Raw genomic sequence first — 15544 nt, 5'->3', positions numbered from 1 at the left:
CCATGACCTGGACCTGGACGTTGGAGACCGCCGCCGGTGAGGTCACCGGCCGCTCCGAGCCCTTCGAGAGCCGCAGCGATGCCGAGTCGTGGGTCGGCGAGGCCTTCGGCGAGCTGCTCGAGCAGGGCGTCGACCAGGTGCGCCTGTTCGACGGCGAGGCCGAGATCTACGGCCCGATGTCGTTGCACGCCGAGGCGTAGCCGCCCCGGTCAGCGGTAGCTGGTGCCGAGCGTCTCGCCGCGGGCGACCTGGGGCTTCGGCAGGCGGAACCGCCGCAGCTGGGTGCTGCGCAGCACCGCGTAGCTGGTGGTGCCCTTGATCTCGTCGGCGCCGAAGCGGGCCCGCAGCTCCTTCTTGAGGCCGCGCACCATGACGACCTCGTCGAGGACCGTGCCGAGGATCAGGAACGGGTAGGCGAACGCGGTGAGGGCGGTCTGCACCTGGTCGCTGAAGCCGCTGGAGACCGTGAAGAGCACGAGCAGCACCACCAGGAACGGCAGCAGGTACTCGGCGAAGTTGCGGCGGCGGTCGACGTAGTCGCGCGTGAAACGCCGCACCGGCCCCTGCTCGCGCAGGGGCAGGTAGCGCTCGTCGCCGGTCTTGAGCGCCTCGCGCTGCTTGACGCGGATCTGCTCCCGAGCCGACCGGTCGCGCTTGGCCTGCTCCTTGCGGGTCATCGGAGTCTTCATCTGCTTCTTGCGAGCAGCCTCGGCCTCTCGACGACTCGGTGTCGGCCGGCCCTTGCGTGCTTCTGTCTCGTCAGCCACCCGCGACACCCTACCCGTAGGCTTGACAGCATGAGCGAGCGTCAGCGAGTGAACGATGTGCACCGTGTCGTGGTGGCCGTTCCGTATCGTGCCCCTTCCTCGGGACGGACACCATGAGCATCGGTGATCGCCTCGCGAAGTGGTGGCATTCGCGCAGTGCGGGGGGCGACGACACGGGGGCCCTCAAGGAGCGCCTCGACGAGACGTACCGCACCCAGACCGCGCTGCTGCAGCAGGTCCGCCGCGGGGTCGCCGACGTCCAGACCAGCCGCAAGCGCGTCGACCTCCAGCTGGCGACGCTCGCCCAGCAGGCGGCGCAGCTCGACCAGCAGGCCTCCGATGCCGTCGCCGCCGGACGCGACGACGACGCCCGCGCCGCACTGACGCGCAAGGTCGCCCTCGACAAGACCGCCGCCGACCTGCGCACCCAGCGCGACGACCTGCTCGCCCAGGAGCGCAAGCTCGAGCTGTCGGCCGACACCATCGAGCAGGACGTCGCGAGCTTCCGGGTGCGCAAGGACACGCTGTCGGCGCGGCACACCGCGGCGTCGGCGCGGGCCGAGATCAACAGCGCGACCAGCGGCATCAACTCGACCGTGAGCGACGTCGGGCAGGCGATGGAGGCGGCCGAGCGTCGCACCCGTGAGATGGAGGCGACGTCCGACGCCGTCGACGAGCTCGTCGCCGAGGGAGTCGTGGGCACGACGGGCGAGACGGCCGACGAGCGGCTGGCCCGCCAGTTCGACGCGGCGCTCGACGGCCCCGAGGTCGACCGCCAGCTCGAGCAGATCGCTCGGCCGGACGAGCAGCAGGAGGGTGACGATGGCGCGAAGCCGCTTCAGGACTGATCGCGGGCTCTCGCTGCGCATGGGCGGCGTGAGCCTCGGGTTGGGCGTGCTCTACCTGCTGTTCGCGGCGGTGCTCTACCAGACGGCCTTGGGCGCTGTCGGGTTCGTCGTCGTCCTGGCGATGGCCTGGGGGCAGTGGTACTTCTCGGACTCCCTGGCGCTGAAGTCGATGCGGGCCCAGGTGGTCGAGCCGCACCAGGCGCCCGAGCTGCACGCCATGATCGACCGGCTGTGCGCACTGGCCGACATGCCCAAGCCGCGCGTGGCGATCGCCGTCACCGACATGCCCAACGCCTTCGCCACCGGGCGCACGCCGAACCACTCGGCCGTCTGCGTCACGACCGGCATCATGCAGCGCCTCGACGCCGACGAGCTCGAGGGCGTGCTGGCCCACGAGCTGTCGCACGTCGCCAACCGCGACGTCACGGTCATGACGGTGGCCTCGTCGATCGGTCTGCTGGCGGGCTTCATCACGCGATACGGCATGTACTTCGGTGGGATGTTCGGCGGCGGACGCGATCGCAACAACAACAGCAACGGCGGACCGGCGTTCATCGTGGTCTTCCTCGTCAGCCTCGTGGTCTACGCCGTCAGCTTCGTGCTCATCCGAGGGCTGTCGCGCTACCGCGAGCTCAGCGCCGACCGCAGCGGCGCCTACATGACGGGTCGCCCGTCGAAGCTGTCGTCGGCGCTGGTGAAGATCTCGGGCGACATGGCCCGCATCCCCAACAGCGACCTGCGCGAGAGCCAGGCGATGAGCGCCTTCTTCTTCGCCCCCGCGATCAACCGCGAGTCGATCGGTGCGCTGTTCTCGACGCACCCGCCGCTGCAGCAGCGCCTCGACCAGCTGGCCAAGGTCAGCGCCGAGCTCTCCGAGCAGGGCTGATGGGCTTCCTCGACGGGATCCTCGGACGGTCCAAGCCGCCGGAGGCCGACCTCGACGTGCTGTTCTCGGTGCCGCAGGCGGTCATCTCGCTGCAGCTCGAGGGCTTCACGCCGACGGGGTCGGGCTCGGTGTGCTTCCGCGACGTCGAGGGGCAGGCGGACGACGCCGTCATGGCCGACGCCGAGAAGATCATCACGTCGTCCACCGGCTCCACCGTCACCCGCAGCGACGACCGCTTCGGCTTCCACTGGCTCACCGTCAGCCGCACCGATGCCGACGTGTCGGGCCTGACCACCGACCTGCACGCCGTCAACAGCTCGCTGGCCGATGCGGGGTTCGGCACGTCGCTGCTGTGCTCGACGTTCGTCTTCACGACGCCGGCCGGCACGCCGTTCGGGCTGGTCTACCTCTACAAGCGCGGCACCTTCTACCCGTTCGCGCCCGACGGCGGCGAACGGCGCGACAACGCGCTCGAGCTGCAGGTGCGCGGAGTCATCGCCGACGACGTGCCGGTCGAGCCCGACCTGACCAAGTGGCTCGCGATCTGGGGCGCGCCGGGGCTGGCCTGACAGCCTGGGTGCTTCGAGAGGTCCCGGACGATAGGTTGGCTCCGTGAGCCTCGACGACCTGTCCCGTGACCAGATCCAGACCCTCCTCGACGAGCAGACGGCCGCGCACCGCGCGCTGAAGGACCGAGGCCTCAAGCTCGACCTCACCCGCGGCAAGCCGTCGCCGGAGCAGCTCGACCTCTCCAACGACCTGCTGTCGCTGCCGGGCGACGACTTCGCCGATGCCGGCGGCGTCGACACGCGCAACTACGGCGGCCTCACCGGCCTGACCGAGATCCGCGAGATCTTCGCCCCGATCATGCAGGTCCCCGTCGAGCAGGTCGTGGCCGGCGACAACGCCAGCCTGGCGATGATGCACGACAACCTCGTCTTCGCGCTGTTCCACGGGGTCCCGGGTTCCGAGCAGCCGTGGGGCGTCGAGGAGTCGGTCAAGTTCATCTGCCCCGTGCCGGGCTACGACCGCCACTTCGCCCTGCTCGAGGAGTACGGCATCGAGATGGTCCCGGTACCGCTCAACGAGGACGGTCCCGACGTCGACGCCGTCCGCGAGGCGGTCAAGGACCCGGCCGTCAAGGGGATGTGGCTCGTCCCGACGTACAGCAACCCCACCGGATCGGTCGTCAGCGAGGCCGTCGCGGCCGAGCTCGCCGCGCTCGAGACCGCGGCACCCGACTTCCGCATCTTCTGGGACAACGCCTACGCCGTCCACCACCTCACCGACGAGCAGACCAAGACCGCCGACATCCTCGGTCTGTGCGTCGCGTCGGGCCACCCCGACCGCGCCGTGGTCTTCGCGTCGACCTCGAAGATCACCTTCGCGGGGTCGGGCGTGTGCTTCCTGGGCAGCTCGCCCGACAACGTCGCGTGGTACCTCTCGCACCTGGGCAAGCGGACGATCGGCCCCGACAAGGTCAACCAGCTGCGTCACGCACGTCACCTCAAGGACGTCGACGGCGTCCACGCGCTGATGGACCGCCACCGCGCGATCCTGGCGCCGAAGTTCGAGGCCGTCGTGTCGATCCTGGACGAGCGGCTCGCACCTCACGGGGTCGCGAGCTGGACCGAGCCCAAGGGCGGCTACTTCGTCAGCCTCGACGTCGTCGACGGCACCGCCACGCGGGTCATCGAGCTGACCCGTGAGGCGGGCGTCGCGATGACGCCGGCGGGTGCGGCCTTCCCCTACGGCGACGACCCCCGCGACCGCAACATCCGCATCGCGCCGTCGTACCCGTCGCCCGACGAGCTCGCCGTCGCGATCGACGTGCTCGCCACGAGCGTGCTGATCGCGGCCGCCGAGCACGCGCTCGCGGGCTAGACCGGCACCGCTCGTGAGGGTGCTGGTCGCGCCGGACTCGTTCGGCGGCACGCTGACGGCACCCGAGGCCGCCCGGGCGATCATCGAGGGCTGGCGCCGGCACGCGCCCGACGACGTCCTGACCGCCGCGGCGATGGCCGACGGGGGACCGGGCTTCGTCGACGTGGTGCACGCCGCGGCCGGCGGACGCCTCGACGTCGTCCCGGTCCGCGGCCCGCTGGGCACCCAGGTGCCCATGACGGTGCTGCACGTCGAGGGCACCGCGTACGTCGAGTCGGCGCAGGCCTGCGGGCTGCACCTCGTCGATCGTCGTGACCCTCTGAACGCCTCCACGTACGGCGTGGGCCAGGCCATCGGTGCCGCGGTCGACGGCGGCGCCACCCGTGTCGTCGTCGGGCTCGGCGGCAGTGCCACGAACGACGGCGGGGCGGGCATGCTCGCGGCACTCGGGGCGACGTCCGACGTCCCGCTCGACGCGGGACCCGCACGGCTGGCGGACGTCACGAGCGTCGACCTCTCACCGGCCGCCGCTCGGCTCGACGGCGTCGAGCTGGTGATCGCCGCCGACGTCGACGTCTCGCTGCTCGGCATGTTCGGTGCGACCAAGACCTTCGGGCCGCAGAAGGGCCTGACCGACGAGCAGATCATCGAGGTCGACGGCTGGCTCGACCGCTTCGTGGTCGCGGCGTGCGGTCCGTCACCGGCCGAGCGCCGTCCGGCCGATGCCCGCGGCGCCGGCGCCGCCGGCGGGCTGGGGTTCGCGCTGATGCTGCTCGGGGGGAGCGTCGTCTCCGGCATCGAGCTGGTCGCCGGCGTGGTCGGGTTGACCGCGAGCGCCGCCGCCCACGATCTCGTCGTGACGGGGGAGGGCACCTACGACTTCTCGTCACGCGCCGGGAAGGTCGTCCACGGAGTCGCGGCCGTGGCGGCATCGGCGGCGCGTCCGTGCATCGTGCTGGCCGGGCAGGTGCTGGTGGGCTCGCGCGAGATGCGAGCCATGGGCGTCGAGTCCGCCTACGGGGTGACCGAGCGCGTCGGGGTCGAGGCGTCCATGGGTGATCCGGCACGCCACCTGGCCGATCTGGCCGAGCGCGTGGCGCGGACGTGGTCGCCGCGGACGCTGGGCTGACGGCGTACGATGGAATGGAATCGTCACACGCTTGGTTGTTGATCGAGAAGCGTCCCTCGTGACGAGTCCGCAGACCACACCTTCGGGAGTTCACATGACAGTCGAGACCGACCAGACCACCGCCGCCGAGCCGACCGCGGAGGTCGCGTCCGGCGTGAGCCTCAGCGACGGCGCCGCCGAGAAGGTTGCGAGCCTCCTGGCCCAAGAGGGTCGCGACGACCTCGCCCTGCGCATCGCCGTCCAGCCCGGCGGCTGCTCGGGCCTGCGCTACCAGCTGTTCTTCGACGAGCGCTCGCTCGACGGCGACCAGACGTTCGGCTTCGGCGGCGTCAACGTCGTCGTCGACCGCATGAGCCTGCCGTACCTCGGAGGGGCGACCATCGACTTCGTCGACACCATCGAGAAGCAGGGCTTCACGATCGACAACCCCGCCGCGACCGGATCCTGCGCCTGCGGCGACTCGTTCCACTAGTCCTCCCGGCTGGCGCCCCGCCGGCCCGAGGATCTTCACACAACGCCCTCCTGCACAGCAGGGGGGCGTTGTCTATGGTGGGTAGGTGCATCTCGCCATCACCGGATCCATCGCGACCGACCACCTCATGACCTTCCCGGGCAAGTTCGTCGACTCGCTGGTGCCCGACCAGCTCGACAAGATCTCGCTGTCCTTCCTGGTCGACGACCTCGACGTCCGACGCGGCGGGTGCGGCGCCAACATCGCCTTCGCGCTCGCCAAGCTGGGGCACCGCCCCCTGCTGGTCGGCGCGGTCGGTCGCGACTTCGAGACCGAGTACCGCGGCTGGCTCGACGCCGCCGGCGTCGACACCAGCGGTGTCCTGGTCTCCGACACCCGCCACACCGCGCGCTTCGTGTGCACCACCGACACCCAGCTGGCCCAGTTCGCCACCTTCTACGCCGGCGCCATGTCCGAGTCGCGCGACATCGACCTCCTCGCCGTCGGCTCCGACTACGACCTGGTGCTGATCGGGCCCGACGACCCCGAGGGCATGCTGCGGCACACCCGCACGTGCCGCGAGCGCGGCATCGCCTTCGCCGCCGATCCGTCGCAGCAGCTGGCGTGGGCCGAGGGCGACGTGATCCGCGACCTGATCGACGGTGCGACCTATCTGTTCAGCAACGACTACGAGGCCTCGCTGATCCAGCAGAAGACCGGATGGAGCGCCGACGACGTCCGTGCCCACGTCGGCACGCAGGTCATCACCCGCGGCAAGGACGGCGTCACGGTGCTGCCCGCCGATGGAGAGCCCATCGAGGTCAAGGCCATCCAGGGCGTCGTCGCGGTCGACCCCACGGGCGTCGGCGACAGCTTCCGCGCAGGCTTCCTCGCCGGTGTCGCGGCCGGGCTCGGCTTCGAGCGGTCGGCGCAGATCGGCTGCACGATCGCCGCGAGCGTGGTCGAGACCACCGGCACGCAGGAGTACGTCCTCGATCGTGCGGGCTTCCTCGACCGCCTCGGCACCGCGTACGGCGACGATGCTCGCGCCGAGGTCGACGCCGCGCTGTCGCTGGCGTGACCGTCCGAGCGACGACGCGTGTCAGGTCAGGCAGACCTGACCGCTCCCAGCACGTTCCACTGAAGTAAGGTGCTGTCGTGTCATCACGTGACAATCATGGTCCAGAAAGGCGCCCCGTGGGTCGGATGAAATTGGCGGTTGTGCTCCTCGCCGCCGTTGTGTTGAGCGGCTGTGCACCAGATGCCGACTCGGATCTCGCACGCCTCGCCCTGCCGGTCGGCAGCACCGATCGCACCCAGGACATCTGGGAGCTGTGGCTCGGCGCATGGATCGCCGTGCTGGTGATCTTCCTGCTGGTGTTCGGCCTGATCGTCTACTCGATGATCCGCTACCGCCGCCGCAGCGACGACGAGATCCCCGCGCAGATCCGCTACAACCTGCCGATCGAGGCGCTCTACACGTTCGCGCCCGTCATCATCGTCGCGGTGTTCTTCTTCCACACGGTCACGTCGCAGAACAACGTGCTCGAGCGGGTCGACAACCCCGACCACACCGTCGAGGTCGTGGGCAGCAAGTGGCAGTGGGCGTTCAACTACCTCGACGAGGACGCCACGCAGGGCGAGGACGTCTTCGACGTCGGCACCCCGCAGGAGCCGGCCGAGCTGTGGCTCCCGGTGGGCGAGTCGGTGCGCTTCAAGCTCAAGTCGCCCGACGTCATCCACTCGTTCTGGATCCCCGAGTTCTACTTCAAGATGGACGTCGTGCCGGGCAAGGTCAACACCTTCGACCTGTCGCCGACGCGCGAGGGCGTCTTCACCGGACGCTGCGCCGAGCTGTGCGGGCTCTACCACTCCCGCATGATCTTCAAGGTGCACGTGGTCTCGCGCGCCGAGTACGACTCGCACCTCGAGGAGCTCAAGCAGGCCGATCAGGTCGGAGCGCCCCAGGGCGCCAAGGAAGCCAATGAGATCGCCGGTCTCAGGGGCGAAGACAAGAGCGGCAAGGTCGCTGAGGTCCAGGGAGACGGGACAGGCAAGAGCTGATGGCTGACGCAACAGCAGCATTCGACGACGGGTCCACGACCCTGCGCGCCGGGGTCAAGGAACGGACCCTCGGCCAGAAGGTCGTCACGGTGCTCACGACGACCGACCACAAGGTCATCGGCAACATGTACCTGGTCACGTCGTTCGCCTTCTTCATCATCGGCGGCATCCTCGCCCTGATGATCCGCGCCGAGCTGGCCCAGCCGGGCACGCAGTTCGTCGACGACGAGACCTACAACCAGCTGTTCACGATGCACGGCACGATCATGCTGCTGATGTTCGCGACGCCGCTGTTCTTCGGGTTCGGCAACGCGATCATGCCGTTGCAGATCGGTGCGCCCGACGTGGCGTTCCCGCGCCTCAACATGTTCAGCTACTGGCTGTACCTGTTCGGCAGCACGATCGTCGTCTCGGGCTTCTTCGTGCCCGGTGGCGCGGCGAGCTTCGGCTGGTTCGCGTACGCCCCGCTGAGCGACGCGGTCAACTCGCCAGGAGTCGGCGGTGACCTGTGGGTCATGGGCCTGTGGATGTCCGGGCTCGGCACGATCCTCGGTGGCGTCAACTTCATCACCACGATCTTCACGATGCGTGCGCCCGGCATGACGATGTTCCGCATGCCCATCTTCGTCTGGAACACGCTCGTCACCAGCATGCTGGTGCTGATCGCGTTCCCGATCTTCGCCGCGGCGCTTCTCTCGCTCGAGGCCGACCGGCGACTGGGCGCCCACGTCTTCGACGCCGCCAACGGCGGCCCGATCCTGTGGCAGCACCTGTTCTGGTTCTTCGGGCACCCCGAGGTCTACATCATCGCGCTGCCGTTCTTCGGCATCATCACCGAGATCCTGCCGGTCTTCAGCCGCAAGCCGATCTTCGGCTACGTCGGCCTGGTCGGCGCCACGCTGATGATCGCCGCCCTGTCGGTCGCGGTGTGGGCCCACCACATGTTCGTCACCGGCTCGGTCGACCTGGCGTTCTTCTCCTTCATGACGTTCTTGATCGCGGTGCCCACCGGCGTGAAGTTCTTCAACTGGATCGGCACGTTGTGGGGCGGATCCCTGTCCTTCGACACCCCGCTGATCTTCGCCCTCGGCTTCCTCACGACCTTCCTCTTCGGTGGTCTGACCGGTGTCATCCTGGCGTCCCCGACGCTCGACTTCCAGCTGTCCGACAGCTACTTCGTGGTGGCGCACTTCCACTACGTGGTGTTCGGCACCGTGGTGTTCGCGATGTTCGCGGGCTTCTACTTCTGGTGGCCCAAGCTCACCGGTCGCATGCTCGACGAGAAGCTCGGCAAGATCCACTTCTGGCTGCTGTTCATCGGCTTCCACCTGACCTTCCTGGTGCAGCACTGGCTGGGTGTCGAGGGCTTCCCGCGTCGCTACGCCGACTACGGACCGGGCGACGGGTTCACGACGCTCAACGAGATCTCCTCGATCGGCGCCTTCCTGCTCGGTGCTTCGACGCTGCCGTTCTTCTTCAACGTGTGGAAGTCGCGCAAGGGGCCCCTGGTCGGGCTCGACGACCCGTGGGGCTGGGGCCGCTCGCTCGAGTGGGCGACCTCCTCGCCTCCGCCGCGCCACAACTTCACGTCGCTGCCGCGCATCCGCTCCGAGAGCCCTGCCTTCGATCTGCACCACCCCGAGATCGCTGCACTCGAGCTGGCCGACAACCCCGGCGAGGACTCGATCTTCGCCGACGCACCCGACGTCAGCGGCAAGCACGGGCAGGCCAACGGCCGCGTCCAGGCCGAGTCGTACGACACTGAGCCCGACAACAACGGTAAGGACGGTCGCTGATCCATGAAGGCCGAGACATGGACCATCTTGTCGTGCGGGATCTTCTTCGCCCTGATCGCGCCGGTGTACTGGGTCCTGACCAAGGATCCGACGGGCACGACCGCTCTGGTCATGACCACGCTGCTGTGCGTCCTGCTGGGCTTCTACCTCGGCGTGGTCGCCAAGCAGATCCCCGATCGTCCTGAGGACAGGTCGGACGGCGAGATCCTCGACGGAGCGGGCGAGCAGGGCTTCTTCCCGCCCTACAGCTGGTGGCCCCTGTTCTGCGCCGCGGCCCTGGCCGTGTGCGTTCTCGGTGTCGTCATCGGCTGGTGGCTGTTCATCATCGGCTGCACGATCGGTGCCGTCATGGTCTGCGGTTGGATCTTCGAGTACTACCGCGGCATCCACTCGCACTGATCCTCGACGGCTGACGTTCGTCACGTCCGCGCTGCTCGGGTTGGTGGGCACCGACACGTAAACTGTCGGGGTGAAGCACCTCCGCCTGCCGGTCGCACTCGCGTGCGCGGCGATGATCGCCCTGTCGTCCTGCTCGATCAAGGACGCCAAGGACCGTCTGTCTCCCGACGAGAGCTCGCTCGACTCGTTGAGCCTGACGCCCAACGTGGCCGACGGTGCCAAGGACGTCAAGGTCAGCACCACGGTCAAGGTCCTGGCAGAGGACGGCACCGTCTCGTCGGCGAAGCTCTCGACGGCCGACGGCGCGACCGAGGTGCCTGGCAAGGTCACGGACTCGGGATGGCGCGCCTCCAGCCGCCTCGAGCCCGGCACGTCCTATCGTCTGACGGCCACGGGCACCGGTGAGGACGGCAAGGAGGCGACGGTCACCAGTGCGTTCACGACGCAGTCGCTGACGCTCGAGCAGCAGACCTACCCGGCCGTCGCGCCGCTGCAGGGCGAGACCGTGGGCGTCGGCATGCCGATCATCGTCACCTTCGACCTGCCGGTCCGCAAGCGCAAGCTCTTCGAGAAGCACATGACCGTCACCACCGACAACGGCACGACCGGCTCGTGGACGTGGTTCAGCGACAACGAGGCGCACTATCGCCCCGAGACGTACTGGCCGGCCAACACCAAGGTCAACGTGAAGCTGTCGCTCAACAGCCTGCCGGCGGGCGACGGCGTGTACGGCCAGCAGGACCAGGACATCAGCTTCCAGGTCGGGCAGAAGGCCGTGACGACCGTCGACGTCGGCAAGCACCAGCTGACCTACTCGCTCGACGACAAGAAGGTGCGCACGATCCCCGTCACCACGGGCGACGACGGACATCGCACGCGTGCCGGCGTCAAGATCATCATGGAGAAGTTCTCGTCGGTCGACATGGACGCGGCCACGACGGGTGTCGACTCGGAGGACCCGGGCTACTACAACATCTCCGACGTCCGTTGGGCCATGCGACTGACCAACTCGGGGGAGTTCCTGCACGCGGCGCCGTGGTCGGTGGCCTCGCAGGGGCACGCCAACGTCAGCCACGGTTGCACCGGCATGAGCACGGCTGATGCCAAGTGGCTCTACGACCGCTCGCGCCGTGGTGACGTCGTCGAGTACGTCGACAGCCCGCGGCCGCTGGAGGACCGCAACGGCTGGACCGACTGGAACGTCCCGTGGTCGACCTGGACGGCCGGCTCGGCTCTCCAGGCGGCTGCTGCGCCGGCCGCCGGCGAGCCCGCGGCCGACGGCGTCGTCGACTGACTCAGGCCCGCCCCAGCCGTCCGGTGGGGGAGTGGGGTACGTCATCACGGATGACGCAGCGCGCGTACTGACGTGATGACGTACCGAGGTGGACCCGTGGACGTCATCACGGATGCGGCAGCGCAGGTACTGATGTGATGACGTACCGAGGTGGACCCGTGGACGTCATCACGGATGCGGCAGCGCAGGTACTGATGTGATGACGTACCGAGGTGGCCCCTGGGCGTCATCACGGATGCGGCAGCTCAGGTACTGATGTGATGACGTCCTGGGGTGGGTCGGCCATGGCCTCTGCCTGCTGGCGGGGCTGGGTGCTGGCGACGACGAAGCCCCCGTCAGACGCTGCTGACGGGGGCTCGACGGTGCTGCGGGGCGATCAGTGGACCCGGGGGACACCCGTCTCCGAGACGCCCTGGAACTCGTCGCCCAGCTCGACGGGGTGACCATCGTGGTGACCGAGGTGCTCCTCGGCGTGATGGACATCCTCAGCGGTGGGCTTGTCGAGCGTGTCGCGGTAGTAGAACCGCTGCACGCGTGCCCGGAGCTTCTCCTTGCGCGAGTGCGGAGCCGCGACACCGTTGGCGTCGGTCTCGGCCGGTGCCTCGAGCACGGGAACCCGGTCGTGCGCCGTCAGCGTGTACTGCTGAGCGGCCGGCAGGGGAGCGTGGCGCTCCGAGAAGCCGCCCTCGGGCGACCGCTCGATCACGCCGGTCTCGTAGCCGTGCAGGATGCGGTTGGCATCCGCACGCTGCAGGCCGATGCAGATGCGCTTGGTGACCATGAAGGCGATGACCGGGAACACGAAGAACCCGATGCGGAAGATCCACGTCAGCGTGTAGATGTCCATGTGGAACTTCGTGGCCAGGATATCGTTGCCGCCGGCCGCCCAGGCGACGCCGTACGCCGTCATGCCGGCGACGCCGATCGCGGTGCGCACCGGAGCGTTGCGCGGACGCTGCAGCAGGTGGTGGTCACGCTTGTCACCGGTGATCCACTGCTCGATGAAGGGCCAGACACCCAGGACCACGAACAGTCCGGTCAGACCACCCACCGCGGGGATGAAGACGTTCCAGCTCCAGGTGTAGTTGAAGAACGTGCTCTCCCAGCCCGGCATCATGCGGACGAGACCCTCGGAGAAGCCCATGTACCAGTCGGGCTGCGAGCCGGCGGTGACCTCGGACGGGTTGTACGGGCCGTAGACCCACACCGGGTTGATCTGCAGCAGCGCACCCATCAGTGCGGTGAAGCCGAACACGACGAAGAAGAAGCCTCCGGCCTTGGCCGCGTAGACCGGCAGCATCGGGTAGCCGACGACGTTCTTCTCGGTGCGTCCGGGCCCAGGCCACTGCGTGTGCTTGTGGTAGACGAGCAGCAGCATGTGTGCACCCACCAGGCCCAGCAGGATCGCCGGGATCAGCAGGATGTGAGCCATGTAGAGGCGGGGGATGATCTCGTCACCCGGGAACTCGCCACCGAAGATGAAGAACTCCAGGTAGGAGCCCACCAGCGGGATCGAGCGGATCAGGCCGTCGACGAACCGCAGGCCCGTGCCGGACAGCAGGTCGTCGGGCAGCGAGTAGCCGGCGAATCCCTCGACCAGGCCGAGCGAGAACAGTCCGACACCGATCAGCCAGTTGATCTCGCGCGGCTTGCGGTACGCGCCCGTGAAGAACACGCGCAGCATGTGGGCGATCATCGCGGCGATGAACAGGGCCGCGGCCCAGTGGTGGATCTGACGGATCAGCAGGCCACCACGGATGTCGAACGAGATGTCGAGCGTCGACTTGTACGCCTGGGACATCTCGAGGCCGTTGAACGGCAGGTAGGAGCCGTGGTACTCGACCTCGGTCATGCTGGGCTGGAACCAGAACGTCAGGAACACGCCCGTCAGCAACAGGACGACGAAGCTCCAGAGGGCGATCTCGCCCAGCATGAAGGACCAGTGCTCGGGAAACACCTTGCGCAGGTTCTTCTTGGCGACGCCGGCCAGTCCGAGCCGATCATCGAGCCAGCCGACGGGGCCGGCCGCTTTCTTGCCCACGCCGGTCTGCTCGATCGGTGTGTACTGCTCCGTGGTGCTCATGACTTATTGTCCAACTTCTTCTGGTCACGCGCGAGTTCTGGATAGCTCGGCGCGACGATCTCGGGGAAGTCGCTCATGGCGATCAGGTAGCCCTCGTCATCGACGCCCAGCGGCAGCTGGGGGAGCGGACGGTGGGCGGGGCCGAAGATGACCTTGCCGTTGTCGCCGAGGTCGAACGTCGACTGGTGGCAGGGGCACAGCAGGTGGTGCGTCTGCTGCTCCCAGAGGCTGATCGGGCAGCCGACGTGGGTGCAGATCTTGGAGAAGCACAAGATGCCGTCGACGCCCCAGTTCTCGCGTCCCTTCGACGGCGTGACGTCCTCGGGGCGCATGCGCACGACGATGATGGAGGCCTTCGACTTGACCTGCAGCAGCTCGGTGCCGTGCAGCACGGGCTCGCCGTCGGCGTCGGTCTCGTAGACGACGGCGGGCTGGCCGTTGACGAGCTGGCCGACCTGCATGTCGGACGGCTTGATCGGGGTGCCCGTGACGTCGTTGACCAGGCGCATGCCCTTCTTCCAGACCGTCTCGCGCTGGCCGTGGGGGAGCGGTCCGAGGTCGCGCAGCAGCACGACGGCCGGCAGGCCCAGCAGGGCCATCGAGCCGAGCAGGCTGTTGCGGATCATGGGACGTCGGCCGAAGCCCGACTCCTCGATGCCCGCGTTGATGTCCTTCATGACCGCGACGCGGTCCTCGTCGGACGAGGCCGACGGGTGACGCATCTCGACCATCTCGTGATCGCCCATGAGCTTCTTGGCCCACTGGATGATGCCGACGCCGACCAGCAGCAGGCCGCCGCCGAGCGTCATGCCGAAGGCGAAGTTCTGCGCCGACCAACCGAGGAAGGTGTCGTCGATGTCGATCAGGAAGTAGGCGAAGCAGAACCCCAGGAACAGCAGGCCCGCGACGCGGAACATCCAGGCGATCTGCCGCTCGGTGCGCTTGGCCTGGGCCTCGTCGACGTCCTGCGGGCGGAACTGGTGCTCGGCCAGACCCGGGTCCTTGATGGGCTCGGTATCGGCAACCGGCTGCAGCTCGTCGCTCATGAGTTCCTCTTCTTCACTCTCGCCCCGTGCGCACCGATCCAGATGGATGCGATGACCAGGCCGCCGATGCCGATGATCCAGGTGAACATGCCGTCGACCACGGGGCCGAGGCCACCGCCGCCGAGACCGCCGTAGTTGGGCTGGCCCTGGACCTGCTTGACGTAGGCGATGATGTTGCGCTTGTCCTCGGGCGTGATGACGTCGTCGGAGAAGACGGGCATCTGCTGCGGACCGGTGATCATGGCCTCGGCGATGTGCTTGGCGCTGACGCCCTTGATCGAGGGTGCGTACTTGCCGCCCGGCATGGCGCCGCCGGCGCCGACCGAGTTGTGGCAGGCCGTGCAGTTGGCGCGGAACAGCTCGCCGCCCTCGCGGATGTCGTCGACGTTGGCCTTGCCGAGGTCGGTGTACTCACCGTCGGGGATGGCCGGGCCGGGCGCCAGCGAGGCGATGTACGCCGCCAGCTGACGAGTCTCCTCGGCCGTGTACTCGGGGTTCTTGGCCGGGGCCTGCGGCGCGGTCTGCGCCATCGGCATGCGTCCGGTGCCGACCTGGAAGTCGACGGCGGCAGCGCCGACGCCGATCAGCGACGGACCGTAGTTGTTGCCGCGCTCGGTCTCGATACCGGTGGCGTTCTTGCCGTGGCAGCTGGCGCAGCCGATGAGGAACAGGTTTCGTCCGGCCTCGACATCGTTGGCCGTGACCTCCTGCGCCTCAGCGGGCTTGGGCGCGAACACGTGGTACGCGCCGCCTGCGATGACGAGCCCCAGCAAGAGCACGACGAGTCCGGCGAGTGGATGCCGGCGTCTGGTGGACAGTTTCCGCACCGAGGACCTCATTCCTGGAAGTGATGCCAGCGTACCTTTCGGCACGCGGAAGTTCGTGACTCAGGCAAGC

Annotated in this window: 16 protein-coding genes; 12 read left to right on the top strand and 4 right to left on the bottom strand. The window is 68.4% G+C overall.

All coding sequences use genetic code 11. The features are described 5' to 3' along the window. Positions 1–2: 2 nt before the first annotated feature. Positions 3–200, top strand: a complete 198-nt coding sequence (locus DX116_RS15050; protein ID WP_119705044.1) for a YegP family protein — start codon at positions 3–5, stop codon at positions 198–200. Between the two features lie 9 nt (positions 201–209). Here DX116_RS15050 and DX116_RS15045 read toward each other — a convergent pair whose 3' ends face one another. Further along, positions 210–767, bottom strand: coding sequence for a DUF3043 domain-containing protein (locus DX116_RS15045; protein ID WP_158592009.1), 558 nt, complete (start codon positions 765–767; stop codon positions 210–212). 113 nt (positions 768–880) lie between these two features. On the opposite strand from DX116_RS15045, the gene DX116_RS15040 reads away from it, so the two are divergent. The 11 genes from DX116_RS15040 (at position 881) to DX116_RS14990 (ending at position 11518) form a co-directional block, all read left to right on the top strand. Next, positions 881–1615, top strand: a complete 735-nt coding sequence (locus tag DX116_RS15040; RefSeq protein WP_119705042.1) for a PspA/IM30 family protein — start codon at positions 881–883, stop codon at positions 1613–1615. Beyond that, the gene (gene htpX / locus DX116_RS15035; protein WP_119705041.1) at positions 1590–2501 is read left to right on the top strand and encodes a zinc metalloprotease HtpX; all 912 of its coding nucleotides are present in this window, start codon (positions 1590–1592) and stop codon (positions 2499–2501) included. The genes DX116_RS15040 and htpX overlap by 26 nt, the downstream gene beginning before the upstream one ends. Further along, positions 2501–3070 carry a PspA-associated protein PspAB gene (gene pspAB, locus DX116_RS15030; RefSeq protein WP_119705040.1) on the top strand — a complete coding sequence of 190 codons (570 nt, stop codon included), beginning with the start codon at positions 2501–2503 and terminating at the stop codon, positions 3068–3070. The genes htpX and pspAB overlap by 1 nt, the downstream gene beginning before the upstream one ends. A gap of 43 nt (positions 3071–3113) precedes the next feature. After that, positions 3114–4385, top strand: a complete 1272-nt coding sequence (locus tag DX116_RS15025; protein ID WP_119705039.1) for an aminotransferase class I/II-fold pyridoxal phosphate-dependent enzyme — start codon at positions 3114–3116, stop codon at positions 4383–4385. Between the two features lie 13 nt (positions 4386–4398). Continuing rightward, positions 4399–5514 carry a glycerate kinase family protein gene (locus DX116_RS15020; RefSeq protein ID WP_119705038.1) on the top strand — a complete coding sequence of 372 codons (1116 nt, stop codon included), beginning with the start codon at positions 4399–4401 and terminating at the stop codon, positions 5512–5514. Positions 5515–5608: 94 nt separating this feature from the next. Next, complete coding sequence (locus tag DX116_RS15015; RefSeq protein WP_119705037.1) at positions 5609–5986, top strand: HesB/IscA family protein; 378 nt, start codon at positions 5609–5611, stop codon at positions 5984–5986. An 85-nt stretch (positions 5987–6071) separates the two neighbouring features. Continuing rightward, complete coding sequence (locus tag DX116_RS15010) at positions 6072–7046, top strand: carbohydrate kinase family protein (RefSeq protein WP_119705036.1); 975 nt, start codon at positions 6072–6074, stop codon at positions 7044–7046. Positions 7047–7171: 125 nt separating this feature from the next. Beyond that, positions 7172–8029, top strand: a complete 858-nt coding sequence (ctaC, locus tag DX116_RS15005; protein ID WP_119705035.1) for an aa3-type cytochrome oxidase subunit II — start codon at positions 7172–7174, stop codon at positions 8027–8029. Next, positions 8029–9825, top strand: a complete 1797-nt coding sequence (gene ctaD, locus DX116_RS15000; protein WP_119705034.1) for an aa3-type cytochrome oxidase subunit I — start codon at positions 8029–8031, stop codon at positions 9823–9825. The genes ctaC and ctaD overlap by 1 nt, the downstream gene beginning before the upstream one ends. A gap of 3 nt (positions 9826–9828) precedes the next feature. Next, positions 9829–10224, top strand: a complete 396-nt coding sequence (locus DX116_RS14995) for a cytochrome c oxidase subunit 4 (protein ID WP_119705033.1) — start codon at positions 9829–9831, stop codon at positions 10222–10224. Positions 10225–10294: 70 nt separating this feature from the next. Further along, positions 10295–11518: a L,D-transpeptidase gene (locus DX116_RS14990; protein ID WP_233556809.1), complete on the top strand. Its 1224-nt coding sequence runs from the start codon at positions 10295–10297 to the stop codon at positions 11516–11518. Between the two features lie 376 nt (positions 11519–11894). On the opposite strand, the gene qcrB is transcribed toward DX116_RS14990, so the two are convergent. The 3 genes from qcrB to qcrC are packed head-to-tail and all read right to left on the bottom strand — an operon-like array spanning position 11895 to position 15474. After that, complete coding sequence (gene qcrB / locus DX116_RS14985) at positions 11895–13601, bottom strand: cytochrome bc1 complex cytochrome b subunit (RefSeq protein WP_119705032.1); 1707 nt, start codon at positions 13599–13601, stop codon at positions 11895–11897. Beyond that, entirely contained in the window at positions 13598–14647 is a 1050-nt protein-coding gene (gene qcrA / locus DX116_RS14980; RefSeq protein ID WP_119705031.1) for a cytochrome bc1 complex Rieske iron-sulfur subunit, read from the bottom strand. The genes qcrB and qcrA overlap by 4 nt, the downstream gene beginning before the upstream one ends. Then, positions 14644–15474, bottom strand: coding sequence for a cytochrome bc1 complex diheme cytochrome c subunit (gene qcrC / locus DX116_RS14975; RefSeq protein ID WP_158592008.1), 831 nt, complete (start codon positions 15472–15474; stop codon positions 14644–14646). Before qcrC ends, qcrA begins: the two co-directional genes overlap by 4 nt. Between the last annotated feature and the right edge of the window lie 70 nt (positions 15475–15544).

It is taken from the genome of Aeromicrobium endophyticum, from assembly GCF_003586285.1.
GTDB lineage: Bacteria > Actinomycetota > Actinomycetes > Propionibacteriales > Nocardioidaceae > Aeromicrobium > Aeromicrobium endophyticum.
This window is presented reverse-complemented; position numbering and strand designations above follow the sequence as displayed.